Origin of the sequence: Prescottella agglutinans, assembly GCF_004011865.1 — a bacterium.
Lineage (GTDB): Bacteria > Actinomycetota > Actinomycetes > Mycobacteriales > Mycobacteriaceae > Prescottella > Prescottella agglutinans.
Genome location: NZ_RKLP01000003.1, coordinates 59423 through 85684, shown reverse-complemented (window position 1 = coordinate 85684; position 26262 = coordinate 59423). Strand labels below are relative to the sequence as shown.

At 70.1% G+C, this 26262-nt stretch carries 25 protein-coding genes; 17 read left to right on the top strand and 8 right to left on the bottom strand.

Annotated features, from left to right (window positions below; all coding sequences use genetic code 11):
• Positions 1-52: 52 nt before the first annotated feature.
• The gene (locus tag EGT67_RS07235; RefSeq protein WP_127915397.1) at positions 53-796 is read left to right on the top strand and encodes an amidohydrolase family protein; all 744 of its coding nucleotides are present in this window, start codon (positions 53-55) and stop codon (positions 794-796) included.
• A 4-nt stretch (positions 797-800) separates the two neighbouring features.
• On the opposite strand, the gene EGT67_RS07230 is transcribed toward EGT67_RS07235, so the two are convergent.
• Positions 801-1283 carry a DUF456 domain-containing protein gene (locus tag EGT67_RS07230; RefSeq protein ID WP_127915396.1) on the bottom strand — a complete coding sequence of 161 codons (483 nt, stop codon included), beginning with the start codon at positions 1281-1283 and terminating at the stop codon, positions 801-803.
• Position 1284: 1 nt separating this feature from the next.
• Positions 1285-2499, bottom strand: coding sequence for a formate-dependent phosphoribosylglycinamide formyltransferase (purT, locus tag EGT67_RS07225; protein ID WP_127915395.1), 1215 nt, complete (start codon positions 2497-2499; stop codon positions 1285-1287).
• 40 nt (positions 2500-2539) lie between these two features.
• Between purT and EGT67_RS07220 the strand changes: the two genes are divergently transcribed.
• The gene (locus EGT67_RS07220) at positions 2540-2965 is read left to right on the top strand and encodes a hypothetical protein (protein WP_127915394.1); all 426 of its coding nucleotides are present in this window, start codon (positions 2540-2542) and stop codon (positions 2963-2965) included.
• Here the strand turns inward: EGT67_RS07220 and EGT67_RS07215 are convergent.
• On the bottom strand, positions 2962-3678 hold the full coding sequence (locus EGT67_RS07215; protein ID WP_127915393.1) for an alpha/beta fold hydrolase: 717 nt from the start codon (positions 3676-3678) through the stop codon (positions 2962-2964). The two genes, EGT67_RS07220 and EGT67_RS07215, sit on opposite strands and share 4 nt — an antisense overlap.
• Before the next feature lie 3 nt (positions 3679-3681).
• Positions 3682-4062 carry a VOC family protein gene (locus EGT67_RS07210; protein WP_127915392.1) on the bottom strand — a complete coding sequence of 127 codons (381 nt, stop codon included), beginning with the start codon at positions 4060-4062 and terminating at the stop codon, positions 3682-3684.
• Between the two features lie 126 nt (positions 4063-4188).
• Here EGT67_RS07210 and EGT67_RS07205 point away from each other — a divergent pair, with 126 nt between their 5' ends.
• Positions 4189-5289 carry a CaiB/BaiF CoA transferase family protein gene (locus EGT67_RS07205; RefSeq protein WP_127915391.1) on the top strand — a complete coding sequence of 367 codons (1101 nt, stop codon included), beginning with the start codon at positions 4189-4191 and terminating at the stop codon, positions 5287-5289.
• 51 nt (positions 5290-5340) lie between these two features.
• Here EGT67_RS07205 and yczR read toward each other — a convergent pair whose 3' ends face one another.
• On the bottom strand, positions 5341-6813 hold the full coding sequence (yczR, locus tag EGT67_RS07200; RefSeq protein ID WP_127915390.1) for a MocR-like transcription factor YczR: 1473 nt from the start codon (positions 6811-6813) through the stop codon (positions 5341-5343).
• Between the two features lie 63 nt (positions 6814-6876).
• Between yczR and EGT67_RS07195 the strand changes: the two genes are divergently transcribed.
• The 6 genes from EGT67_RS07195 to EGT67_RS07170 all read left to right on the top strand — a co-directional run bounded on the left by EGT67_RS07195 (position 6877) and on the right by EGT67_RS07170 (position 13286).
• On the top strand, positions 6877-7098 hold the full coding sequence (locus EGT67_RS07195) for a hypothetical protein (RefSeq protein WP_127915389.1): 222 nt from the start codon (positions 6877-6879) through the stop codon (positions 7096-7098).
• Between the two features lie 366 nt (positions 7099-7464).
• Positions 7465-8880 (top strand): Ig-like domain-containing protein, encoded by a 1416-nt coding sequence (locus EGT67_RS07190; protein ID WP_127915388.1) that lies wholly within the window; start codon positions 7465-7467, stop codon positions 8878-8880.
• Positions 8881-8921: 41 nt separating this feature from the next.
• A complete protein-coding gene (locus tag EGT67_RS07185; RefSeq protein ID WP_127915387.1) occupies positions 8922-10091 on the top strand; it encodes an Ig-like domain-containing protein in 1170 nt (389 codons plus the stop codon).
• A 78-nt stretch (positions 10092-10169) separates the two neighbouring features.
• Positions 10170-11435 carry a helix-turn-helix transcriptional regulator gene (locus tag EGT67_RS07180; RefSeq protein WP_127915386.1) on the top strand — a complete coding sequence of 422 codons (1266 nt, stop codon included), beginning with the start codon at positions 10170-10172 and terminating at the stop codon, positions 11433-11435.
• Positions 11436-11568: 133 nt separating this feature from the next.
• Positions 11569-12657, top strand: coding sequence for an S-(hydroxymethyl)mycothiol dehydrogenase (locus tag EGT67_RS07175; protein WP_127915385.1), 1089 nt, complete (start codon positions 11569-11571; stop codon positions 12655-12657).
• On the top strand, positions 12654-13286 hold the full coding sequence (locus tag EGT67_RS07170; RefSeq protein ID WP_127915384.1) for an MBL fold metallo-hydrolase: 633 nt from the start codon (positions 12654-12656) through the stop codon (positions 13284-13286). The genes EGT67_RS07175 and EGT67_RS07170 overlap by 4 nt, the downstream gene beginning before the upstream one ends.
• A gap of 70 nt (positions 13287-13356) precedes the next feature.
• Here EGT67_RS07170 and EGT67_RS07165 read toward each other — a convergent pair whose 3' ends face one another.
• Entirely contained in the window at positions 13357-13968 is a 612-nt protein-coding gene (locus tag EGT67_RS07165) for a CG0192-related protein (RefSeq protein WP_127915383.1), read from the bottom strand.
• Positions 13969-14148: 180 nt separating this feature from the next.
• On the opposite strand from EGT67_RS07165, the gene glnT reads away from it, so the two are divergent.
• From glnT to EGT67_RS07135, 6 genes are all read left to right on the top strand, one after another.
• Positions 14149-15522, top strand: a complete 1374-nt coding sequence (gene glnT, locus EGT67_RS07160; protein ID WP_127915382.1) for a type III glutamate--ammonia ligase — start codon at positions 14149-14151, stop codon at positions 15520-15522.
• Positions 15523-15551: 29 nt separating this feature from the next.
• Positions 15552-16448, top strand: a complete 897-nt coding sequence (locus EGT67_RS07155; protein ID WP_127915381.1) for a class II glutamine amidotransferase domain-containing protein — start codon at positions 15552-15554, stop codon at positions 16446-16448.
• Positions 16436-17134, top strand: coding sequence for a GltB/FmdC/FwdC-like GXGXG domain-containing protein (locus tag EGT67_RS07150; protein WP_127915380.1), 699 nt, complete (start codon positions 16436-16438; stop codon positions 17132-17134). The genes EGT67_RS07155 and EGT67_RS07150 overlap by 13 nt, the downstream gene beginning before the upstream one ends.
• A gap of 22 nt (positions 17135-17156) precedes the next feature.
• On the top strand, positions 17157-18482 hold the full coding sequence (locus tag EGT67_RS07145) for an FMN-binding glutamate synthase family protein (RefSeq protein WP_127915379.1): 1326 nt from the start codon (positions 17157-17159) through the stop codon (positions 18480-18482).
• A 49-nt stretch (positions 18483-18531) separates the two neighbouring features.
• Positions 18532-19179 carry a helix-turn-helix domain-containing protein gene (locus tag EGT67_RS07140; RefSeq protein WP_127915378.1) on the top strand — a complete coding sequence of 216 codons (648 nt, stop codon included), beginning with the start codon at positions 18532-18534 and terminating at the stop codon, positions 19177-19179.
• Between the two features lie 306 nt (positions 19180-19485).
• Positions 19486-21051: a TROVE domain-containing protein gene (locus EGT67_RS07135; protein WP_127915377.1), complete on the top strand. Its 1566-nt coding sequence runs from the start codon at positions 19486-19488 to the stop codon at positions 21049-21051.
• Positions 21052-21148: 97 nt separating this feature from the next.
• Here EGT67_RS07135 and EGT67_RS07130 read toward each other — a convergent pair whose 3' ends face one another.
• Complete coding sequence (locus EGT67_RS07130) at positions 21149-22513, bottom strand: ammonium transporter (protein WP_127915376.1); 1365 nt, start codon at positions 22511-22513, stop codon at positions 21149-21151.
• 193 nt (positions 22514-22706) lie between these two features.
• On the opposite strand from EGT67_RS07130, the gene EGT67_RS07125 reads away from it, so the two are divergent.
• Positions 22707-23909: an NAD(P)/FAD-dependent oxidoreductase gene (locus EGT67_RS07125; protein ID WP_127915375.1), complete on the top strand. Its 1203-nt coding sequence runs from the start codon at positions 22707-22709 to the stop codon at positions 23907-23909.
• Positions 23910-23984: 75 nt separating this feature from the next.
• Here the strand turns inward: EGT67_RS07125 and EGT67_RS07120 are convergent, their stop codons facing one another.
• Positions 23985-25274 (bottom strand): adenylosuccinate synthase, encoded by a 1290-nt coding sequence (locus EGT67_RS07120; protein ID WP_127915374.1) that lies wholly within the window; start codon positions 25272-25274, stop codon positions 23985-23987.
• 299 nt (positions 25275-25573) lie between these two features.
• Between EGT67_RS07120 and EGT67_RS07115 the strand changes: the two genes are divergently transcribed.
• Entirely contained in the window at positions 25574-26248 is a 675-nt protein-coding gene (locus EGT67_RS07115) for a hypothetical protein (RefSeq protein WP_127915373.1), read from the top strand.
• The last annotated feature ends 14 nt before the right edge of the window (positions 26249-26262 follow it).

The following is a 26262-nucleotide window of genomic DNA, read 5'->3' as shown; positions in this document are numbered from 1 at the left end:
CTGACAGCGTATGACGGGACCCGTCGGCTTTTCGCGGGGCATGATGAGACACGTGTTTGACGCGCACGTGCACATCATCGACCCGCGGTTCCCCCTGGTGGAGAACAACGGCTACCTGCCCGATCCGTTCACGATCGCCGATTACCGTGACCGCATGGCGGGGTTCGGGGTGGACGGCGGGGCCGTGGTGACCGCGTCGTACCAGGGCACCCTCGGCCGACCGCAACTGCTGGCCGCGCTGCGCGAACTCGGCGAGGGCTGGGTCGGCGTCACCCACCTCGATCCCGACGCCACCGACGAGGACATCCTCGAACTCGACCGGGCCGGGGTGCGCGGGGTGCGGTTCAATCTGCGCCGCAGCGCCACGGACGTGCGGATCCTGACGACGCAGGCGCTCCGCGCCCACGAACTCGTGGGCTGGCACGCCGAGTTCTACGTGGACGCGACGCTGCTGCTGTCGCTCGAACCGGTGTTCGCGAAACTGCCGGCCGTCAGCATCGACCATCTCGGGATGTCGACGCGCGGGCTGCGCTACCTGCTGAACCTCGTCGACCGCGGCGCCAAGGTGAAGGCCACCGGCTTCGGGCGCACGTCCATCGCCGACGTCGGCAGCGCCCTCCGGCAGATCCACGCCGTCAACCCGAAGGCGCTCATGTTCGGCACCGATCTGCCCGGCACCCGGGCCCGCCGCGCGTTCGAGGCCGCCGACGTCGAGATCATCGCCGACGCCGTCGGCGACGACCTCGAGGCGGTCCTCGGCGGCAACGCGCGCGAGTGGTACCGCTGCCCGGCCTGACTCGTCAGAGCGCCAGCACCGCGGCCAGCCACAGCCCGACGGCGAGCAGGGCCCCGAACAGTTCGACGAGGATGGACAGCCCGACGGCCTTGGTGGCGTGCACGGTCGAGGCCCACGCGTCGCGGTGGGTGCGGTGCCGGGCGGCCTCGGCGACGTAGGTGCCGAGCAGGAACCCGAGCAGCAGTCCGACGACCGGGACGATGAAGAACCCGACGATCCCCACCAGGCCGCCGAAAACCACCGATCGGTTCGGGACACCGGCGTCGCGCATCCGCCGGCCCGGCCACGCGTACTTGACGACGCCCGACGCGACGAGCAGCAGCGCGGCCACCGCGAAGGCGGCCCATCCGGCGGCCGTGGCGTCGAGGATCGCCCACACCAGCAGGGCGCCGAGGATCAGCAGCGTGCCGGGCAGGATCGGCACCACGATGCCGACCAACCCGACCAGCATCACCAGGCCGAGCAGAACCTCGACGCCGGCGCTCACGTCACTCCGGGACGACGACGCGCACCCGCGAGGCCGCCTCGCGGGCCCGTGCGCGGGCCGTCTCGACGTCCGGCCCGGTGGACACCGCGACACCCATGCGACGACGGGTGAACGCCTCGGGCTTGCCGAACAGGCGCAGATCGGTCTCCGGCACCGACAGGGCGTCGGCGACACCCTCGAACGCGACCCCGACAGACTCGACGCCGCCGTAGATCACGGCGGACGCGCCGGGTGCGGCGAGCGTGGTGTCGACGGGCAGGCCGAGGATCGCGCGGGCGTGGAGTTCGAACTCCGAGAACCGCTGCGAGCGCAGCGTCACCAGGCCGGTGTCGTGCGGGCGCGGGCTGACCTCGGAGAAGTAGACGTCGTCGCCCTTGACGAACAGTTCGACGCCGAAGATGCCACGGCCGCCGAGCGCGGTGGTGACCTTCTCGGCGACCTCGCGCGCCGCGGCCAGCGCGGCCGGGCTCATGGCCTGCGGCTGCCACGACTCGATGTAGTCGCCGGAGTCCTGCAGGTGCCCGATCGGCTCGCAGAAATGGGTGCCGTCGACGGCGCGGACGGTGAGCTGGGTGATCTCGTAGTCGAAGTCGACGAAGCCCTCGACGATCACGCGACCCTTGTTCACCCGGCCACCGGAAAGTGCGTAGTCCCAAGACTTGTCGAGGTCGTCGGCGCTGCGGGCCACGGACTGCCCCTTGCCGGACGACGACATCACCGGCTTGATCACGCACGGGAACCCGATCCGCTCGGCGGCGGCGCGCACCTCGTCGAGGGAATCGGCGAACGCGTACGGCGACGTCGGCAGGCCCAACTCCTCCGCCGCGAGACGGCGGATGCCCTCGCGGTTCATCGTCAGCTGCGTCGCGCGCGCGGTGGGGATGACGACGGCGAGCCCGCGCTCCTCGACCTCGGCCAGCGCCTCGGTGGCGATCGCCTCGATCTCGGGGACGACGAAGTGTGGCCGCTCGTCCTCGATCAGGCGCAGCAACTGCTCGCGGTCGCCCATGTCGATGGTGTGCGCGCGGTGCGCCACCTGGTGCCCGGGGGCGTCGGCGTAGCGATCGACCGCGACCACCTCGACGCCGAGGCGCTGCAGCGCGATGATCACCTCCTTGCCCAGTTCGCCGGAGCCCAGCAGCATCACGCGGGTGGCGCTCGGGCTCAGGGGGGTGCCGATCCGGGCAGGGACGTCTGCGGAAGTCTCGGGGCGCATGGTCGGACTATATGCGGTCGCCGATGGGCATACTGTCGCGATGACCCTGGGGCTCGACACTCGCCTGACCCTGTTCGCCGCCGGACTGATCTTCCTGCTCGCCCTGGTGCTGGGGGCGTGGAAGTACCACGGCATGCGCACGTCCCCGGATCACCTGGCGCACCCCTACGTGGACATCGCGCACCGCTCGGCGCTCATGTACTCGTTTGCGACGCTTCTCGTTTCGGTGTTCGTCGAGCTGAGCGACTGGCCGACGGCCGTGAACGCGACGTGTGCGGGCATCCTGGTGTTCTTCTTCGTGGCGGCCATCGGCAGCTACATCGTGCACGGCGCCCGGCGCGACACCACCAACCAGTTCGAGCGTCCGGACGCCGCACTGCGTGTGTCGATGATCGCACTCGTCGTCGGCGAGATCGGGGCGTTCGCGGTGCTGCTCGCGGGTTTCGCCGCCGGGCAACTGTTCTAGCGGGGCGCCTCGGCGCGGGCCAGGAAGTCGAGCACGACAGCGTTGAAGGCGGCGGGCCGCTCCTCGGCGCACGCGTGCCCCGCGTCGGGAACGATCGCGAGTTCCGCGCCCGGGATCGAGTGGGCGATGAGTTCGGTGTGCCGACGCGGGATCGGGTCGCGCTCCCCCACGACCACGAGTGTCGGGACCGTGATCGCGGCCAGACCGTCGGCCGGGATGTGTGGGTGCAGGACCATGAGCCCCAGCAGTTCCCGCTTGCGCGCGAGCGTCGGGGACAGCCAGGCGACCGGACCCGCGACCAGCCAGGCGAGGGTCGCGGGTACCCGGAACTTCCAACCCAGCCCGTGCGGATCGAGGTTGGCGCCGTTGACGATCAGCGAGCGCACCCGATCCGGTCGGCGCAACGCCAGCGTCAGCGCGGTGTTGCCGCCGTCGCTGTACCCGAGGACGTGCGCGCTGCCGACACCGAGCGCGTCGAGCACGACGCACACGTCGTCGGCGAAGCGGTCGAAGTCGAGCGGGCCGTCGCCACGCGTCGACTCGCCGTGCGCGCGGGTGTCGAGCGCGATCACCCGGTAGCGCTGCGCGAATCCCGGTGCCTGCGCGGCGAAGTAGCCGAGGTTCTCGCTGTTTCCGTGCAGCAGGACCAGCGGTTCGCCCTCGCCGGACACCTCGTAGTGCAGGCTCGCCCCGCCCGTTTCGACGAATCCCATGGCTCAGTTCGGCGGCTGGTGCAGCGACAGCACGTTGCCGTGCGGGTCGTGGAACCACGCGACGCGGGTGCCGTCGGGCGCCGTCCACGCGGCGTACTCGTCCTGGTCCATGCCCTGGTAGCGCAGGAACTCGACGCCCTTGCCGCGCAGGTCGTCGACCGTGGCCGACAGGTCCTTCGTGCGCCAGCCCAGCACCGTGTAGCCGGTGTCGACCTTCGACTGGACCAGCGTGATCCGCAGTTCGGTACCACCCCCGCCGTCGACGACGAGCGCGAACGGGGTCCGCTCGGTGACCGCCAGGCCGAGGGTGTCGACGTAGAACATCGACGACACGTCCAGATCGGTACTGGCCAGGAACGCGACGAGTTCTCCGGGGAACGCCATGCAGTCCACTGTGCCCCTCGATCACCACCGCAGACAAGTGGATGTACAGCCGTGACCCCGACCACACGGACACTCCGGGAGGGGTTACCGTCACAGGAACGGAGCTCGACCATCCAGGAGGAATACGTGACTGCTGCAAGTGCCGAACGGAAGGGTCCGCTCGCGGGCATCCGTGTCGTCGAGTTCGCCGGGATCGGGCCGGGCCCGCACGCCGCGACGCTGCTCGCCGACCTGGGCGCGGACGTCGTCCGGGTCCAGCGGGCGGGGCAGATCCCGCCGGAGGGCAAGGTCGGCGACCAGACCGCGCGCAACCGCCGGATCGTCGAGGCCGACCTGAAGAACCCCGACGACGTCGAGAAGATCCTCGACCTGCTCGGCCGCGCCGACATCCTCATCGAGGGCTTCCGCCCGGGCGTCATGGAGCGCATGGGCCTGGGGCCCGACGTCACCCTCGAGCGCTGTCCGCGCCTGGTGTACGGCCGCATGACCGGGTGGGGCCAGGAGGGTCCGCTCGCGCAGTCCGCCGGCCACGACATCAACTACATCTCACTGACGGGCGTGCTGCACGCGATCGGCCGCAAGGGCGAGCGCCCGGTGCCCCCGCTGAACATGGTCGGCGACTTCGGCGGCGGGTCGATGTTCCTGCTGTTCGGTCTGCTCGCGGCGCTCGTCGAGCGGCAGTCGTCGGGCCGGGGTCAGGTGGTCGACGCCGCGATGATCGACGGCACGCTCGCGCTGTCGCACATCATCTGGAACTTCCGCCGCAGCGGCATGTGGTCGGACGAGCGCGGCGTCAACATGCTCGACGGCGGCGCCCCCTACTACGACACGTACGAGACCGCCGACGGCAAGTACATGGCGGTGGGCCCGATCGAGCCCCAGTTCTACGCCGAACTGCTGAAGGGCCTCGAGCTCGACCCCGCCGAGCTGCCCGGCCAGCACGACGCGGCCCGCTGGCCCGAGCTGCGCCAGATCCTCACCGACCGGTTCCTGAGCAAGACCCGGGACGAGTGGACCAAGATCTTCGACGGCACCGATGCGTGCGCCACGCCGGTCCTGACCTTCGCCGAGGCGCCGCAGGACCCGCACATCGCGGCCCGCGGCGGCATCATCGAGCTCGAAGGCGTCCCGCAGCACGCCCCGGCGCCGCGCTTCTCGCGCACGCCCACCGCGACGCCCGAGCCGCCCGCGCACACCGCGACGGACGTCGACACGCTCTGGCGCTGAGCATCTTCCACGACGGGCCGGACACCACTCGGTGTCCGGCCCGTCGCCGTGTCAGACCACGAGGGCGGGTTCGGCCGGCTCCACGGTGACTCCGAGGGCCTCGTAGGCCGCGGCGACACCGGCCACCGCTCGCCGCAGCTCGTCCGCGGGCCGCGCGTACGGCAGCCGCACGTACCGCTCGAACGCGCCCTCGACCCCGAACCGGGGACCGGCCGCGAGCACGACGCCGTGGCTGGGGGCGGTCGCCGCCAGCGCCGTCGACACCGGTGCCGGCATCTTCAGCCACAGCGACATGCCGCCGGTCCCGACGGTGGGCACCCAGTCCGGCAACCGCGCGGACAACTCGTCGAGCATCACGGCCCGCTGGGCGCGCAGCAGTTCGCGTCGTTCCTCGACCGGGGCGTCGCCGACCCCGAGCAGGTGCACGGCCGCGAGCTGGTCCATCACGGGTGTTCCCAGATCGAGCGCGGACCGGGAGCCCACCAGCCGGGTGATCAGATCCGTGTCGGCCCGGATCCAGCCGACCCGCAGGCCGCCCCAGTGCGACTTGGACACCGACCCGATGGTCACGACATCCGAATCCGCCCCGCCGCGGGTGTGGATCGCGACGGGGGCCGGCGGCGGCGCGTCGAGCCACACGTCGACCATCGTCTCGTCGACGACGAGCGTCATCCGGGTGTCGCGTGCGATCCGAGCCAGTTCGGCACGTCCGGCGTCGTCGAGACACAGCCCGGTCGGGTTGTGGAAGTCGGGAATCAGGTAGGCCATCCGGGCTGCCGTCTGCCGTGCGGCACTGCGGATTCCGCCCAGGTCCCAGGCGCGGGACGCGCCGCCCTCGGGACGCACCGGCACCGGTACCGGGCGCCCGCCGACGCGCCGGATCGCCTCGAGGGCGTTCGGGTAGGTGGGATGGTCGACGAGCACCCGGTCCCCGGGCGCGGTGAGCACCCCGAGCAGCAGGCGCAGTGCGTGCTGCGCACCCGACGTCACCATGATCTGCGCCGCCGACGTCGCGAGCCCGCGTGCCCGGTACCGCTCGGCGATCGCCTCCCGCAACATCGCGATGCCGTGCGGTTCCATGCCGTGGGTGTCGAGGAACGGCGGAAGGGACTGCAGCGCAGCACCGTACGCATCCTGTACCTCGGCCACCGGAGCGACCATCGCGGCGTAGCTCAGGTCGACGACGTCGCCGGCTGCGGATGCCCTGCGCGGAACAGGGGCGTGTCCGCGCCCGCGCGACGCCGCGGGAACGGTGACCGTGCTGCGCGACCCCTGCCGGCTGGACAGGTAGCCCTCCTCCCGCAGCACCGAGTACGCGGTAGTGACGGTGGTCCGGCTGACGTTCAGTTCGGCCGCGAGTTCCCGCTCACCGGGCAGCGCCGCCCCGAGCGGAAGCCGCCCGTCGTGGACGAGCAGGCGGATTCCGTCCGCCAGCGCCCGGTACGCGGGGCGGCGGCCGGTGTCGTCTCGCCACCCGCCGAGGTCGCGCGACACCGCCCGTGCTCCGACAGCATGCATCATCATGCGGTCCAGTATTCGGAATCTGGCCATTTATCTCAAGGCCACTTGCTCGCCAGACTGGCCGTCATGAGTACTTTGATCACCCTCGCCTGCATGTCCGCGCTGGCCGCGTTCGTGTACCACTACCTACCCAGGGATCGGCCACGGAAGCGGTTTCGACTCGAACAGTTCCGTCCTGCAGCACCTTTGGCGGGAATTCTGGACGCGGACGAGGATCGGGGCGGCGGAGCCGACACTCCCACGAACCCCGCTTCCGTCGACCGGTCCAGTATCGACGCACTGGACTGATAGCCGGCCCGGAAGGGTCGCGCGGCGGGGAGGGGCGCGGGCCGTCGTGCCGCACCGCGCCGCCGCGCCGCGACACACCAATCCGGTCGTTCTCCCCGGAATTGAAACCGGTTCCCGCGGCACTACCGCCATTCCGACGAATTCGGAACCGATTCCCGGGGAATTTACCGATTCGAGACGCCCTCCTCGAGTGACGCACGCGCACAGCAGATTTCGAACAGAAACAGTCCGGACGGTCGTCCAACTTTGCGCTTGATCGATCAAGCGTCAATTTCGCTTATGCCCGGTTCCGAAGGAGTGTTAGGTGAAACACGTTCCACTCCGAATTGGCGACGAATCACATTCCGAAATCCAGGAGTCCCCTCAATGACGAACCGATGGCGTCGGATCGCACTCACCACCGCGGCCGCCACTGCCGGCAGCATGCTGTTCTTCACCGGTACCGCCACCGCGGAGCCGGCCCCGGGCAGCCCGAACAGCTCGCCGGTCCTCCTCGCAGACGAACCCGCACCGGCGGAGTTCACCACCCGCGTCGAACTGACGATGCCCACCCAGATCAAGACCGGCATCCAGATCGACCTCAAGTCCCAGACTTTCGGCATCGACGCGAACAAGGGCGTCAACGGCGGCATGGTCCAGTTCCTCGTCGACGGCGCCCCCGTCGGAGCGCAGATCAAGGCCGGCAGCACCGGCCTGGCCACGCTCAAGCACACGTTCACGACCGCCGGCCCGCACACCGTCACGGTGCAGTACCTCGGCGGCGGCACCATCAGCGGAGTCACCGAACCGGCCGCCGCGAGCCAGACCGAGGGCAGCATCTCGGTCGTCGACCACGACGTCGCCACCGTCGTCGAGGTCCTCCCCGGCGACGCGGTCGTCGAGACCGGCGTCCAGACCACCCTCAAGGCCAAGGTGTCCCTGGAGGCCGGTGGCGTCCTCCCGATCCGCACCAACGGCAAGGTCAACTTCTACGACAACGGGGAACTGCTCGGCACCGCCACCTCGATCCTGACCGACGGCACCGCCAGCATCAAGGCAACCTTCCTGCGCGCCGGCACCCGGACGATCACGGCCGAGTTCTCGGGGAACACCGGCTTCGCCCCGTCCACCTCCGCGGTCACGCCGCTCGAGGTCCAGCACAAGGACCTCGCCACCGGCATCACGCTGCTCGCTCCCAACAACGGCAAGGCAGGACAGCCCGTCACGCTCAGCGCCACCGTCACGGCACAGCTGCCGGCCGCCGGTACGGTCCAGTTCCTCTCCGGCGCGGCCCCGCTGGGCGAGCCGGCACCGGTCGTCGACGGCATTGCCTCGATCGCGCACATCTTCCCCGAGGCGGGTGATCACACCATCACTGCGGTGTTCACCGGGGCCGGGTTCGTCTCCTCGACGTCCGCACCGGCACCGCTGAGCATTTCGGCCGCACAGCCCGGCGACACCACCACCACGGTGGCCGCACCCGCAGCCACGATCCCCGGTGTGCCCGTGACGCTCACAGCGACCGTCGCCCCGGCGCCCTACGGCGGCACCGTCCAGTTCTACGTCGGAGAAACCCCTGTCGGCGACCCCGTACCTGTGGTCAACGGCTTCGCCGCGATCGGCCACTCCTTCGCGAAGGCCGGGACGTTCCAGGTGACCGCGCGCTACAGCGGCCACATCGCCGCCAACCAGTCCACGTCGGCACCGGTGACGGTGAACGTCGTCGGCGCCGGTGGCGACGGCGGCAACGGCTCGCTGCAGCTGCCGTCGTTCGGATCGCTCGAACTGCCCTTCGGATCCTGACCGGACCGCCCCCACGAACTTCGAACACCAAGGAAGGCACCATGACTGACAGGTCCGTCAGGCGCTATCTGACGCCCGTGTGCGCCACCGCCATCGCGGCCGGCGTCGTACTGTCGGGGGCTCCTGCCTCGGCAGCGACCACCACGACACCGTTCGCCGCGCAGTGCCGAGCGGCGGCGCTCCTCACCGTCGACAAGGCCGCCCAGCACGCGTTCACCGTCGACGCCCCCGGGCGGGTCGAGCCGGGTGAGACGTTCACCTACCGCGTCCAGCCGGCGCCGTCGGCATACCCGGACAAGGACACCGGTGCCACCACCACCAACGTGTCCCGCATGAAGCTCGACTACCAGCTGCCGGAGAACGCCCAGTTCGTCGACGCCAAGGTGGTCCAGGGCAGCGGCATCGGCATCTCCGGGACCCCCGCGAACGTGCTGCTGGTCAACGAGAACGGCGACCCCGATCCGGACGGCACCATTCTTCGCCTGTCCGGTGACAACGAGGTCATCGGCAACAGCCCGAAGGCCGACAAGAAGAGTGTCGCCGGCATCGTCGCCGAGAAGACGAAGGCCTACCTGGACGGCACACCCAGCGCCGACGGCTCGACCTGGTTCCAGCTGCCCGCGATCGACGTGACGCTGACCGCGGGTGCAGGCGGCGAGATCACGCCGAAGCTGCGCACGTCCGGCGGCGCCGCGAATCTGGGGAACGAGGGCAACTACAACACCTTCCTCGCCCTGGCCGTGTTCGGCGGCAACCAGTGGGCCCCCACGCGGTGCGTGCCCAAGGACGCCAAGGAGGATTCGGCGCCGCTCAACCGTGGCGGCGGACCGCTCGCCACCATCGCGGTCGGCGAACAGACCGGCAACGTGACCGCGACCGAGGTCACCGCACCGGAGACCGCGAAGGCCGGCGAACAGGTGAGCCTTTCGGCGACGGTCGCTCCGGCGCCGAACGGCGGCAACGTCGCCTTCCTGGTCGACAACATCGTGGTCGGCGAGGCACCCGTCGTCGACGGCACCGCGACCTTCACGTACGCGTTCGACCGCGGCGGCGAGCACAAGGTCGCCGCACGGTACATCGGCAACGGCACGTTCCGACCGTCGCTGTCGGCGGACGCGACGGTGACCGTCGAGGGCGGCGGATCCGGCAGCGCGATCGGCTCGGTGGAGCTGCCGTCGCTCGGGTCGCTGCAGCTGCCCTTCGGGTCCTGACCGACCCTGCCGGCGGTAACGGCGGGTGGGCCGATGGTGGCCCACCCGCCGTTTCGCTGTACCGATATCGTGAACCTCGTGAGCGAGGCGGGACCCGAGGTACTACTGGACGGACTGCGCGACGTCCTCGTCGGGCGACTGTCCGACATCGGCCGCCGCTTCTCGGCGCTGCTCGCCGACGCCGTCCCGCACACGGCGCTGGTGATCTTCACGCGCGAGTGCACCGGACGTCCCCGCAAGGTCGCGGGCGACCCGGAGATCGTCGACCGGGTGACGATCTCCGAATTGGACTCTCTCCGAGCCGATCTCGATCACGGCGAGATCTTCAGTGGGCCCGCCACGGTCGCCGGCCGCACGCGCGACGTGTACGCGATCCTCGACCGCACCGACACGCTGCTGGTGATCGTCCCGGCGGGCGCACTGTCGCGCACGCTCGCGATCGAGCCCGTCCGGTCGATGTTCGGGATCGTCGCCACCGGCATCCAGCTGCAGGTCCAGGGCGCGAGCCCGGCCTACCTGGCGGAGTCCCGGGCCGCGTCGGCCGAGCGGGCACGCACCATCGCCGAACTCACCGAGGTCCACGCCACGACCCTGGAGACCATGCTGGCGACCCTGCGCTCCGGCGATCTCGACGACGCCCGCGCCCGTTCGGCCGCCCGCGAGACGGCGTCGGCCGCGCTGATCGGACTGCGCACGGGCGTCGACATCCACCGGGAGTTCGCCGAGGAATCCGTGGTCACCGCGTTCGCGCGACTGCGCGGTGAGCTCCGCGGGCTGCTCCGGCACCGCGATCTCGAACTGGACCTGGTGGAGCCCGCCGTCGACGGACGCGCCGTGCCCGGCGAGGTCGCGCACGGGGCACGCGCGGTGGTGCGGGGCGCCGTCCTCGCGCTGTCCGCGCAGGCCGATCTCGCGCGGATCCGCGTCGCGTGGACGTGCTCGGAGTCCGAACTGATGGTGGACATCCGGGACGACGGACGCGGGCTGTCCGACGTCGCCGACCTCGAACGCCAACTGCGGCCGCGGGTCGAGACCCTCGACGGCACGCTGACGATGGAGTCGACGTCAGGCTGGGGTTCGCGCGTCGTCGCGACGCTCCCCCTCCACACGCCGGCCTCGGCACCACCGGCACATCACGCGCTCACCGACCTCGCTCCGCGCGAGCTCGAGGTGCTCGGGCACCTGGTCGCAGGCCGGCGCAACCGGGCGATCGCCGAACGACTCGGGGTCAGCGAGAGCACCGTGAAGTTCCACGTCGCGGGGGTGCTGCGCAAGCTGGACGTCGCAACTCGCGCGGAGGCCGCGGCGCTGGGCAGCGAGGCCGGAATCCGCCCGACTCCCTGACCGTTCGACCAGGTGCACCTCGTCGGTCGACCAGTCCCCGGACGGGCCGGCGGTGACTAGCCTCGTAGTCGGATGCGCACCCCACCATGTGTGCGCCCGCGCGTTCACGTCGACCGAATGGAGTGGAGAAACCATGCCGCAGCAGGTACGGGGCGTCATCGCCCGCTCGAAGGACGCCCCCGTCGAACTGGTCACCATCAACATCCCCGATCCCGGGCCGGGCGAGGCCGTCGTCGCGATCGCGGCCTGCGGCGTCTGCCACACCGACCTGACCTACCGGGACGGCGGCATCAACGACGAGTTCCCCTTCCTCCTGGGCCACGAGGCGGCGGGCATCGTCGAGGCCGTCGGCGAGGGCGTCGACACCGTCGAGGTCGGCGACTTCGTGGTCCTCAACTGGCGTGCGGTGTGCGGAAAGTGTCGCGCCTGCAAGCGCGGTCGCCCGCAGTACTGTTTCGACACGCACAACGCGAAGCAGAAGATGACCCTCGAGGACGGCACCGAACTGACCCCGGCCCTGGGCATCGGCGCGTTCGCCGACAAGACCCTGGTCGCCGCCGGACAGTGCACCAAGGTCGACCCCACCGCCGATCCGGCCGTCGTCGGCCTGCTCGGCTGCGGCGTCATGGCCGGCATGGGTGCCGCCATGAACACCGGCAACGTCGGCCGCGGCGACTCCGTCGCCGTCATCGGCTGCGGTGGCGTCGGCGACGCCGCCATCATGGGCTCGCGCCTGGCCGGCGCCAACAAGATCATCGCGATCGACCGGGACCCCAAGAAGCTCGAGTGGGCCGTCGAACTGGGCGCCACCCACACCATCGACGCGTCGAAGGTCGACGACGTCGTCGAGGCGATCCAGGAACTCACCGACGGTTTCGGCACCGATGTCGTGGTCGACGCGGTGGGCCGCCCCGAGACCTGGAAGCAGGCGTTCTACGCCCGCGACCTCGCCGGGACCGTCGTCCTCGTCGGCGTCCCCACCCCGGACATGACGCTCGAGATGCCGCTGGTCGACTTCTTCTCGCGCGGCGGCTCGCTCAAGTCGTCGTGGTACGGCGACTGCCTGCCCGAGCGCGACTTCCCGATGCTCGTCGACCTGTACCAGCAGGGCCGTCTGCCGCTGGAGAAGTTCGTGACCGAGCGGATCAAGCTCGAGGACGTCGAGCAGGCGTTCGAGACCATGCACCGCGGCGAGGTGCTGCGCTCAGTGGTGGTGCTGTGAGCGGCGCGTTGAGGGTCGACCGGGTCGTCACGTCGGGCACGTTCGAACTCGACGGCGGCACCTGGGACGTCGACAACAACATCTGGCTGGTCGGTGACGACGACGAGGTGCTGGTGATCGACGCCGCACACACCGCGCAGCCGATCATCGACGCCGTCGGCGGCCGCAAGGTGGTCGGCATCGTGTGCACGCACGGGCACAACGACCACGTCACCGTCGCGCCGGAACTGTCCGAGAAGCTGGACGCCCCGATCTACCTGAATCCGGCCGACGACGTGCTGTGGGAGATGACCCACCCGGGCGTCCGCCACCTGGCGCTCGAGGACGGCCAGCGGATCTCGGTGGCGGGCACCGACATCCAGGCCATCCACACCCCGGGCCACTCCCCCGGCTCGACGTGCCTGTACCTGCCCGAGGCCGGTGAGCTGTTCTCCGGCGACACCCTGTTCTCCGGTGGACCGGGCGCCACCGGGCGCTCGTTCTCGGACTTCCCGACCATCATCGGGTCGATCCGCGACAAGCTGTTCGCGCTGCCGGCCGAGACCCGCGTGCACACCGGGCACGGCAACGGCACCACCCTCGGCACCGAGTCGCCGCACCTCGAGGAATGGATCGCGCGGGGTAACTGACACCCCTTGCCGAAGCCGAATGTCACATACGTTCAGTTGGACCGAACGTATGTGACATTCGGCTGCCCGGTCAGCGCATCGACGCGAAAACTCCTCGGCCGCCATCCCATTCACCTTGCAGGACCGGTCCGTCCGGCTCGACGTCGACCGGGCGGTGGTGCACCACGACGGTGACGCCACCCGCGCTGATCACGGTGTCGGTGCCGTCCGCCCTGATGCTGACCCCGGCGACGGTGGGAGTCTCGGCTCCGGTCACACCGCTGCCCGATGCGTAGGCGGTGTTGTCGATCAGCCGCGGCTCGGCCCCGTCGACGTGGACGTACTGCTCGGCCTCACGGCCGCCCCCGAAGATCGCCGCGAGCAACTGCTGCACGTAGACGGGGTCGGTCGTCGCGTCGTAGACGTAGCGGTGCCCGAGAACCGAATGCTCCATCTCGCCGGCCAGCCGCGCGCCGGCGAGCGGCGTCGACCGGTAGGTCAGGGGCACCTGGTAGGTCGTGCCGTCGGCGTCGCGCATCAGGTGCGTCTCGATGCCGACCTCGCCGGCGGGATCGTCGAACCGGTACGCCCCGACCGGCGTCAGCGTGGGCGACCCGCCTCGGTAGTAGGGCGCCGCCGGCATCCAGGTGGCGATCAGTTCCGGCTTGGACGGCGACAGTTCTGCGGCATACAGGATGGCCATGCGGCCGATCGTAGCCGCCACCCCCGGCTGAACGTTCCCTTCCAGCGCACGGAGGGACCCCGTCAGCCGTCACGGCATCCTCACCGGTCCGTAACGCGACCGTCACGCGCCCAGTGTTTCCTAGTGATCGACATCGATTCATGTGATGAAACATTCGTCGTCGAATCCCGAGGAGTCCACATGGCGCTCGACCCCGCCGATCTGACCGTGATGCGCCTGCCCGACACCGCAATGCCGGACGACCCCGACCAGTCCGACCTCGCCGCGCTGGCCCGCGCCACCGACACCCGCTTCATCCTCGCGGTGTTCACCAACCTGGCCGGGAAGCCGTGCGCCAAGCTGGTCCCGGTCGAAGCGGCCGACGAACTCCAGCACGACGGCGTCGGATTCGCCGGCTACGCCGCCGGGGCGATGGGTCAGCAACCACGGGACCCCGATCTGGTCGCGGTCCCCGACCTCACGTCCTTCACCCCCGTCCCGTTCGTGCGCCCAGGCCTCGCGCTGGTCCACTGCGACCCGCACGTGCAGGGCACGCCGTGGCCGTTCGCGCCCCGCGTGATCCTGAAGAAGGTGCTCGCGCAGGCCGCCGACCTCGGACTCGAGGTCAACGTCGGCACCGAGATCGAGTACTTCCTCGTGGACCGCGACGAGCGCGGCGGCCTGCGCACCGCCGACATCCTCGACACCTCCCGTCGCCCCTGCTACGACGCCCGCGACGTCACCCGCATGTACGAGCACCTCACCGCGATCTCGGCGGCGATGAACCGACTGGGCTGGGGCAACTACGCCAACGACCACGAGGACGGCAACGGCCAGTTCGAACAGAACTTCCAGTACGCCGACGCCCTCACCACCGCCGACCGCGTCGTCACGCTGCGCTACCTCATCTCGGTGCTCGCCGAACAGCGCGGCATGACCGCGACGTTCATGCCCAAGCCGTTCGCCGACCGGACCGGCAGCGGCATGCACATGCACCTGTCGCTGTGGCGCGGCGGTTCCCCGGTGTTCCCCGACCGCGCCGACCCGCGCGGCCTGGGCCTCTCGCCCACCGCGTACGCGTTCATCGGCGGCATCCTCGAGCACGCCGGCGGGCTGCAGGGCGTGCTCGCCCCGACGGTCAACTCCTACAAGCGAACCGGGGCGATCTCGACGAGCAGCGGCGCGACGTGGTCGCCGCGGCGGCCCACCTACGGCGGCAACGACCGCACCCACTACCTGCGGGTGCCGGACGCCAACCGCGTCGAACTGCGCGGCGGCGACGGCTCCGCCAACCCGTACCTGGCGTCGGCCGTCACGATCGCGGCCGGACTGGACGGCATCCGCCGCGGCACCGACCCCGGCGAGCCCGGCGGCGGCATCTGCCCGGACGACCTGCCGATGACCCTGTTGCACGCGATGGACGCGCTCGCGCGGGACGCCGTCGTCACCGGCGCCCTCGACGCCGCCGGACCGGGCGTCGCCGACTACTTCACCGCCCTCAAGCGCGACGAGTTCTTCGAATGGCACAACACGGTCACGCCGTGGGAGGTGGACAGCTACCTCACCGCCTTCTGACCACCACCGGAAACAAAGGGAGACAACACATGTGCGGAATCGTCGGGCTCCATCTGCGGGAGCCCTCGCTGTATCCGCGGCTCGGTGAACTGCTCACCGGGATGCTCGGCCAGATGGTCGACCGCGGACCGGACTCGGCGGGCATGGCCGTCTACGGGGACCCGACCTGGTCGCCGGCCGGACATGCGACGGTGTCGCTGCTGGGTGCCGGCGTCGCGGCGGAATCCCTGGCCGCCCGGGTCGGCGGCGCGCTGAGTGTCGCCGTCACGGGCATCGAGGTCGGCACCAACACGCTGCTGCACGCGCCGGTTCCGGCGTCGGCGCTCGCCGACGCCGCGCTCGGAGAGGCACCGGGCGCCGTCCTGATCGGGTTCGGCGACGACGTCACGGTCCTCAAGGGCATGGGCGATCCGGTGGACCTCGCGCACCGGTTCGGGCTGCCCGCAGCGTCGGGCCGGCAGGGCGTCGCGCACACCCGCATGGCCACCGAATCCGCGGTCACCGCAGCGGGTTCGCACCCGTTCGCAGTCGGCCCGGACCAGTGCCTGGTGCACAACGGGTCGTTTTCCAACCACCTGAGCGTCAAGCGTGAACTCGAGGCGGAGGGCGTCGCGTTCGACAGCGAGAACGACACCGAGGTGGGCGCGCGCTTCGTCGCGAGACAGCTCGCCGAGGGGGTCGACCTGGAGAAGGCGCTGCGCCTGCTCGGCGAGCGGTTCGACGGCTTCTACACGCTGCTCGTGTCCACGCGGGACTCGTTCGCGGTGGTGCGCGACCCGATCGCCTGCAAGCCCGCGATCATCGCCGAGCACGCCGACTATGTCGCGATGGCGTCCGAGTACCGCGCGCTGGCCGGCCTGCCCGGCATCGAGGGCGCCCGCATCTTCGAACCCGAACCGGAAGAGGTTTACGTATGGCACCGCTGACCACCACCCGGACCACCACGTACGACGTCTCGGACGTCGGCACCCGCGCCCTCAACGCCGCCCTGCAGGCCACCGCGGCCCCGGCGTCGGTCAGCGTCGTCGAACCGGCCGGTGCGCACGCCCTCGCGTGCGGCCTGGACGCACCGATCGACGTGCGGATCGAGGGCCACGTCGGCTACTACGCGGCCGGCATGAACCAGCACGCGAGCGTGACGATCGTCGGCAACGCCGGCGTCGGCGTCGCCGAGAACATGATGTCGGGGACCGTCCGCGTCACCGGCGACGCGTCGCAGTCGGCGGGGGCCACCGCGCACGGCGGACTGCTGGTGATCGAGGGCAACGCGGCAGCCCGCTGCGGCATCTCGATGAAGGGCGTCGACATCGTCGTCGGCGGCAGCATCGGCCACATGAGCGCGTTCATGGGGCAGGCCGGGCGCCTCGTCGTGCTCGGCGACGCCGGTGAGGCGCTCGGTGATTCGCTGTACGAGGCACGGATCTACGTGCGGGGCACCGTCGCCTCGCTGGGCGCCGACTGCATCAAGAAGGAGATGCGCGACGAGCACCTCACCGAGCTGCGGGCACTGCTGGACGCCGCCGGATTCGACACCGACCCCACCGAGTTCACCCGCTACGGCTCGGCCCGCACGCTCTACAACTTCCACGTCGACAACGCCTCGTCCTACTGACGCGCCGCTTCCAGGAGGCCCCATGACCACGCACACCCCCGGTCTGCGCGAATCCGCGACGTTCGACCGCGACGTCATCCACGAGATCCAGCGCGCCGCCGAGACCGGCATCTACGACATCCGCGGCTGGGGCGCCAAGCGCAGACTCCCGCACTTCGACGACCTGCTGTTCCTGGGCGCGTCGATGTCCCGCTACCCGCTCGAGGGCTACCGCGAACGCTGCGACACCGACGTCGTGCTCGGCGACCGGCACGCGAAGTACCCACTGCACCTGGACATCCCGATCACCATCGCGGGCATGAGCTTCGGCGCGCTGTCCGGCCGCGCGAAGGAGGCCCTCGGCCGCGGCGCCGGCGAGGTCGGCACCTCCACCACCACCGGCGACGGCGGCATGACGCCGGAGGAGCGCGGCCAGTCCAAGCACCTCGTCTACCAGTACCTGCCGTCGCGGTACGGCATGAACCCCGACGACCTGCGCAAGGCCGACGCCATCGAGATCGTGCTGGGCCAGGGCGCCAAGCCGGGCGGGGGCGGAATGCTGCTGGGCCAGAAGATCACCGACCGCGTCGCCGGGATGCGCACGCTGCCCGTCGGCGTCGACCAGCGCAGCGCGTGCCGCCATCCCGACTGGACCGGCCCGGACGACCTCGCCATCAAGATCATCGAACTGCGCGAGATCACCGGGTGGGAGAAGCCGATCTACGTCAAGGTGGGCGCCACCCGCACGTACTACGACGTGAAGCTCGCCGTGAAGGCCGGCGCCGACGTCGTCGTCGTCGACGGCATGCAGGGCGGCACCGCCGCGACGCAGGACGTGTTCATCGAGCACGTCGGGATCCCCACGCTCGCCGCGATCCCGCAGGCCGTGCAGGCGCTGCAGGAGATGGGCGCGCACCGCACGCCCGGCGGAGTCCAGCTGATCGTGTCGGGCGGCATCCGCTCGGGCGCCGACGTCGCGAAGGCCATGGCCCTCGGCGCGGACGCCGTCGCGATCGGCACCGCCGCGCTGATCGCGTTGGGCGACAATCACCCCCGCTTCCAGGAGCAGTACGAGGCGCTCGGGTCGTCGGCCGGCTTCTACGACGACTTCCAAGCCGGCCTCGACCCCGCCGGCATCACGACGCAGGACCCGGAACTGCAGAAGAACTTCGATCCCGTCGAGGGCGGACGCCGCCTCGCGAACTACCTGCGGGTGCTGACGATGGAGGCGCAGACCCTCGCGCGCGCGTGCGGCAAGTCGCACCTGCGCAACCTCGAACCGCAGGACCTCGTCGCCCTGACGATCGAGGCGTCGGCGATGGCCCGGGTCCCACTCGCCGGCACCGACTGGATCCCCGGTCGGCTCTGACACCCCGCGCCCCGTCCACTGAGGGTGGACGGGGCGCTACTGTGAGGCGATGAGCCCGTCCCAGCGCCCCGTGCACCACGACACCGCGCAACGCGAGGTGCCGGCCGACACCCCCACCGGCGTCGACCTCGAGCGCGTCATCGCCGCCCAGGTCCGCAAGCTGCGCCTGGCGAGCGGGCTGTCGGTCGGCGACATGGCCGCCAGGGTCGGCATCTCCAAGGCGATGCTGTCCAAGATCGAGAACGCGCAGACGTCGTGCAGCCTGTCGACGCTCGCGCGCCTCGCGGCCGGACTGGACGTTCCCGTCACGTCACTGTTCCGCGGCGCCGACACCACCCGGGACGCGGTCTTCGTCGAGTCCGGTCACGGCGCGGTGATCGTCGGCCGGGGCACCCGCGTCGGACATCACTACGAACTGCTCGGGGCCCTGCGCGGGCAACACAAACGCCTCGAACCGGTGCTCGTCACGCTCACCAACGCGAGCGAGGTCTTCCCGCTGTTCCAACATCCCGGGACCGAACTGATCTACATGCTCGAGGGCGAGATGGTCTACGGCCACGGCGAGAGCGAGTACCGACTGCGCCCCGGAGACTCCCTGCTGCTCGACGGCGAGGGCCTGCACGGACCGAACGAATTGGTGCAGTTGCCGATCCGATTCCTCGCGGTCACCGCCTACCCGGACAACCACCAGGACTGATCCCGGGTATTCGGGACAATCTGCTCGATTCCGCTGAGGATTGACCGGGGCCTCCTCTAGATTGGGCGTGCACTTCCGGTGCGGTACAGACGGGTCCTTCGCCTGCGCGAACATCCGCCTGGTCAGTGAACTCGGAAGGCATTTCTCAGCGCAGCGCCGATGCGCGGATGGCAGCTACTTCGGACGGCGAGGCGGCGGGTTCGATTCCGTCCCGTACTCCCCTCGTGGTGGGGCGTGTCCCGACGGTGGAGCCGTCGGATCCCGGCGCCGCGGTGCGGAACTCGCCTTCCTGTCGAGGGGGACGAGATGAGCAGGTTCGACGCCACGACCACCCGGCCGTCGGAAACCGGGCGGACGCACACCGAGATGACGCCCGACGGGCGCACCCACGACGGCGGATCCTGGCGCTCAACCGATCCCAGGACCGAGTTGTACCTGCTGACCGTGACGAACCTGGTCAGGGAGGACACCTTCCCCGAAGCCGGCGCGACTCACGACGACCGGTACCGCCAACTCGTCCGACAACTCTCCGTGAGCGATCCGGAGTGGGTCGCCGGGTTCCTGCGCTGGCTGCGGTCCGACGCGCACATGCGCTCGGCAGCGCTCGTCGGGGCCGCCGAGTTCACCCGTGCGCGACTCGACGCCGGCGAGCACGGGTACAGTCGCCAGGTCGTCGGCAGCGTCCTGCAACGGGCGGACGAACCGGGCGAGATGCTCGCCTACTGGCGCGCCACGTTCGGGCGCAAACTCCCACAACCGATCAAGCGCGGTGTCGCGGACGCGGTCGCGAAGCTGTACACCGAACGGGCACTGCTCAAGTACGACACCCCCTCCCACGGCTATCGGTTCGGTGACGTCCTCGACCTGGTGCACCCCGCGCCGCGGTCCGACCAGCAGGCCGACCTGTTCACGCACGCGCTCGACCGTCGGCACGGGCGGGACCGGGAGATTCCCCCGACTCTCGAGACGGTGCAGGCGCGTGCCGACCTCATGGCGGTCCCGGTGCCGGACCGTCCACTCCTGCTCACCGCCCCCGCAGTTGCCCCACGATTCGGTCCGGCGGCGATGACGTGGGAGGCGGTGGCGGGCTGGCTGCAGACCCCGCTGGACCGAAGGACGTGGGAAGCCCTCATCCCCCGGATGGGGTACATCGGCCTGCTGAGCAACCTGCGCAACTTCGACGAGGCCGGGGTCTCGGACGACGTGGCGTCGAACGTGGCCGAGCGACTGCAGGATCCGGAGCAGGTGGCCCGATCGCGCCAGCTTCCGCTGCGCCTCCTGTCCGCCTGCAACTCGGTGCGGTCCGTGCGCTGGTCCGCGGCCCTCGAACGGGCACTCGAGTTGTCGCTCGACCGGGTCCCGCGACTGTCCGGACGAACCCTGGTCCTTCTCGACACCGCCGGGCGGGACCGGAGTGCGCACCGGCGGGACGCGGCCACGGTGTTCGGTCTGGCGCTGGCGCGGCGCGCCGAGCGGGCCGACGTCGTCTCGTTCGGCACCGCCGGCGGCGTGTTCCCGATGCACCCCGGGGAATCCCTGATCGGTACGGTCCACCGCTGGGCCGCGGCCGGACACTTGCGCGGCGATGGCACGGACACGGCGCCGGCGACCGCGGAGTTCTTCGACGGCCACGATCGTGTGGTGGTCCTGACCGATGCGCAGGCCGCCGACGGCGCTCCGCGCGATCCCGGCAGCGTTCTCCCCGAGCACATTCCGGTTTACACGTTCAATTCGACGGGGTGCCGGACAGACCGTACCGCCGACGGCCCGAACCGGTTCGCGTTCGGGGAGCCGACCGACGCCTGCTTCGGCATGCTGCCGATCATCGAGTCCGGCCGAGCCGGGACATGGCCGTGGGTCGGCAGGTACTGACCGACACCGCTGCGCGGACGACCGGCGCCGGGTCCCGTGGCCGGTGCGTCTGCACCGGCCACGGGACCCGGCATCAGGGCCGCGATCTCGGTCGCACCTACAGGCGCTGCTCGGCGCTCGTCGCACGGCTCGCGAGCGCTTCGGCCGCGTCGGCCACCGCGGCCGGATCGACCGGGCCCGAACCGGTCACCGTCACCGACACCGTCTCCGTCACGTACGCGGTCTCGCCGTGCTCGGTGACGTCGAGGCCCTCGTGCTCGTCCTCCGGCCGGACCCGCAGCCCCAGGGTGACCTGGATGACCTTCGCGATGACCCAGGTCACCGCGAACGAGTAGGCGAGCACCGCAACGACCGCCAGCGCCTGCTTGCCCAGGAGCCCGAGGCCGCCGCCGTAGAACAGGCCCGCGACACCGTTGGGGGCGTCCTCGGTCGCGAGCAGGCCGATCAGCAGGGTGCCCAGGATGCCGCCGACGAGGTGGATCCCGACGACGTCGAGGGCGTCGTCGAAGCCGAGGCGGAACTTGAGCGACACCGCGACGCAGCACACCGCGCCCGCCAGGCCACCGATGACCAGGGCGCCGATCGGCGACACCGCACCACAGGCGGGCGTGATCGCGACCAGCGCCGCGATCAGACCGGACGCGGCACCGAGCGACGTCGGCCGGCCCTCCCGCACCCGCTCCACCAGCAGCCAGCCGCAGATCCCGGCGCACGCCGCGGCGACGGTGTTGAGCACCACGACGGACGCCGCATTGTCGGCGGCGAGTGCCGAGCCGCCGTTGAAGCCGAACCAGCCGAAGAGCAGGAGGCCGGCGCCGAGCAGGGTCAGTGGAAGATTGTGCGGCCGTGGCATGTTCGGGAACGCGTGCCGCTTGCCGAGCACCAGCACCATCGCCAGCGCCGCGATGCCGGCGTTGATGTGGACCGCGGTGCCACCCGCGAAGTCGATGGCCCCCAGCTTGTTGGCGATCCAGCCGCCGATCACGCTGCCGTCGTCGGAGTCGAACGCGAACACCCAGTGCGCCACCGGGAAGTACACGAGCGTGACCCACAGGCCGGCGAACAGCATCCAGGAACCGAACTTGATGCGGTCGGCGAGTGCGCCCGAGATGAGCGCGACGGTGATGGCCGCGAACAGCATCTGGAAGCCCGCGACGAGCGCCGGCGGCAGGCCGGGTTCGGCGGACGGCTCGAGCAACTGCCCGAGTCCGACGAACTCGAGCGGGTCACCGAGGATACCCAAGTCGCCCAACGAGTTACCCAGAACCGCCGAGTACCCGAAGAGCACCCACAACACACCCACGACGGCGAACGATCCGAACGTCATCATCATCATGTTCAGCGAGTTGCGGATGCTGACCATCCCGCCGTAGAACAGCGCGAGGCCGGGGATCATCAACGCAACAGCGGTGAATGCCGCCAGCAACCATGCGGTGTCGGCGGCCGCGAGAGCCTGCTCCATATCTGCCCACCCTTGTGTCGGCCCGTCTTACACGGGGAATCGAGGTCACCCGAGAGTGAACGCCAGCTGTAAGGCCCGCGAGTAGCTGCGGTGAACAGTGCGTAACGGGGTCCGCACAGCGTCCGTCGGTTGCACTTGTTTCACTTCATGCAACACTGTCTCTCATCAAGAAACCCGGGATTGGAGGTCGGAGATGACAGGACACACGACGGAGCGCGCACGAATCGTGATCGTCGGCGGCGGACTCGAGGGACTGGCGATCGCCTGGCAACTCGCCGAACGCGGCGAGACCGACGTGCTCGTGCTGGAGCGGGACACGCTGTGCTCGGGCATGACCGGCAAGTCCAGCGGAATCATCCGCTGCCACTACGGGGTTCGCTCCCTTGCAGCGATGGCGCGGTACGGCGTCGAGGTCTTCGCGGGCGCCAGGGAGATCTTCGGCACCGACATCGGATTCCGGCAGACCGGCTACATCGTCGGCGTCGGCGAGGGCAACGTCGCACCACTGCACGCCAACGTCGAGATGCACCGCGAACTGGGCGTCCCGGTCGAGTCGATCGACGCGGACACCGTCCGGTCGCTGTGGCCCGGCATCCACCTGGACGACTTCGCCGGCTTCGCGTACGAACCGCTCGGCGGACACGGAGACGCGTACATGACCGGGATGGCGTACGGCGCGCGTGCTCGCGGACTGGGGGTCCGGATCCGACAGTCCACCAAGGTCGTTCGCCTCGTCTCCGACGACTTCGGGTCCGTCCGCGGCGTGCTGTGCGACGACGGCACCGAGATCCTCTGCGACACCGTCGTACTCGCGACGGGCGCGTGGAGTCCGACACTCGCCGCGACCGCGGGGGTCCACCTGCCGATCCGCGCACAGCGGGAGCAACTGGTACTGGTGGACCAGGGCGAGCCCACGCCCGACGTCCCGACGTTCTCGGATCTGGTGAACCTGCAGTACATTCGGCGCGAGCCCAACGGCCACCTGCTGGTCGGCAACAGCGACCACTCGGCACCCGAATTCGCCGATCCGGATGCATATCTCAACCGCGCGACCGACGACTTCGTGGAGACCGCCATCGGCAAGCTCGAGCGGATCCTGCCGGACACGCCCGACGCGCGTCTTGCGTCGTCGTACGCGGGTTGCTACGACATCACGCCCGACTACAACCCGATCATCGGCCCCTCACCCGCCGACGGCCTGTTCCTCGCAGTGGGTTTCAGCGGACACGGGTTCAAGATCTCACCGGCCGTGGGCCGACTCGCCGCCGACCTGCTGCTCGACGGCATCAGCGGCGACCCCGCCGTCGACGGCGCCGACTTCCGCTACAGCCGATTCGAGGAGGGCAAGCCGCTGACGAGCCTGCACCCGTACGCCGGGGCCGGCGAGATGCGCTGACCCCCCGAAACGCCGAATGTCACATGCGTTCAGTCGGACTGGACGCATGTGACATTCGGTCACACGGCGGGTGGGTCAGGCCAGGATGTCGCGGCGGACGATGGTCTCGTCACGGCCCGGGCCGACGCCGATGCAGGACATGAACGCGCCCGACAGTTCCTCGAGCCGCAGCACGTAGTTCTGCGCGTTGACCGGCAACTCCTCGAAGGTGCGGCACTGCGAGATGTCCTCCGACCAGCCCGGCATCTCCTCGTAGATCGGCTTGGCGTGGTGGATGTCGGTCTGCGTCATCGGCATCTCCTCGACGCGCACCCCGTCGACGTCGTACGCGACGCAGATCGGGATGGTGTCCAGGCTCGACAGCACGTCGAGCTTGGTGAGGAAGTAGTCGGTGATGCCGTTGACCCGGGTCGCGTAGCGGGCGATGACGGCGTCGAACCAGCCGGTGCGGCGGGCACGGCCGGTGGTGACACCCACCTCGCCGCCCTTGACGGCCAGGTACTCGCCGAACTCGTCGAACAGCTCGGTCGGGAACGGGCCCGAGCCGACGCGGGTGGTGTAGGCCTTGAGGATGCCCAGCACCGTCTTGATCTTGGTGGGGCCGATGCCGGAACCGACCGCGGCGCCACCGGACGTCGGGTTGGACGACGTCACGTATGGGTACGTGCCGTGGTCGACATCGAGCAGCGTGCCCTGGGAACCCTCGAGCAGCACGGTCTCGCCGCGCTCGAGCGCCAGGTTGAGCTCGAGGCGGGTGTCGGAGATGCGGTGCTTGAACCCGGCGGCCTGCGTGAGGACCTCGTCGACGACCTGGTGCGGGTCGAGGGCCTTGCGGTTGTAGATCTTGACCAGGACCTGGTTCTTGAACTCCAGGGCGGCCTCGACCTTCTGGGTGAGGATCTTCTCGTCCAGGACGTCGGCCACGCGGACGCCGACGCGCGCGATCTTGTCCTGGTAGCAGGGGCCGATGCCGCGGCCCGTGGTGCCGATCTTCTTGGCACCCAGGAAGCGTTCGGTGACCTTGTCGATGGCCACGTGGTACGGCATGATCAGGTGCGCATCGGCCGAGATCAGCAGGCCTGTCGTGTCGACGTCCCGCTCCTCCAGACCGGCCAGCTCGTCGAGCAGCACGCCCGGGTCGACCACGACACCGTTGCCGATCACGTTCTTGACGCCGGGGGTGAGGATGCCCGACGGGATCAGGTGCAGCGCGAACTTGTCGCCGTTCGGCAGGACCACCGTGTGTCCGGCATTGTTGCCGCCCTGGTACCGAACGACCCACTGCAGGCTTCCGCCCAGTAGATCGGTAGCTTTGCCCTTACCCTCGTCGCCCCACTGGGCACCGATGAGGACGATTGCCGGCATTTCCCTGTCTCCTACGGTCGACGTGCAGTCGTATCCGACTGCATGGTCCTGCCGTGGTGTAGGCAGTGGCCGGAGGCACAGTCTAGCCGAGACCGACCGTCGTCCAGCCCCCCAGCCCTCCGAACCCACCCGAAACCGACAACGGACCGGTCGACCGTTTGCGACGCCGACCCGGATTCGGGTAGACATCGGAATGCCCTTGCGTGCGGCGACACCCATGTCGCCGCTGCCGTGGCGTGGCGTAGCGACGAGCGTGATCGTCGGAGATCAGCAGCGTCGGAGATCCAGCAAGGAGTGTCATGACCCCGATAGTGCTCAAGTGCGGCGATGCACCGTTGCCGCTGGCGCTGCGGTCTCTCGATCTCTTCAACGTCCCCACGCTCCCGGAGAAGGCCGACTTCGACGAGGCCTTCGCCAAGCTCGAGACCCTGGAGAAGCCTCGCCTGGTGGTCGTCGGCGACGACGCCGCCCTCGCGGCCGCGCTGACCAGGCTGATGCGCACCGAGCGCCTGCACATCGAACTCGCGTACGTCCCCGAGGAGCGGACCGACGCCACCCACGCGTACGGGCTGCGGACCGGTTCCAAGGCCGCCGCGATCGCCGTCTCCGGCGCCGCCCGGCCGATGCCGCTGATCCGGGACGACGCCGGCATCGCCCTCGTCGGCGAGGCACGCATCTACGGATCCGAACACGCGGGCGAGCTGACCGGCGAGGCGTACGTCGACAACGACCGCCTGTTCTCCGGCACCGTGCCCGGCATGCGGATCGTGCCGATTCCCGAGCTTCCGGGTCTGCGCGCCACCGTCGACAAGCGCCGCTGGTTCGGTGGCCACCGATGGCTCACCGGCCGCGCGGTCCAACTCGGTTCGCCGTCGGCCGTGCTGACCCGCGACGGCGTCCGCACGCCGCGTGCGGTCAAGCGCTCCACCTTCTACCGACACGACCAGGACTGGCTGCTCGTCTACGGGGCCTGAACCCGGTTCGCCTG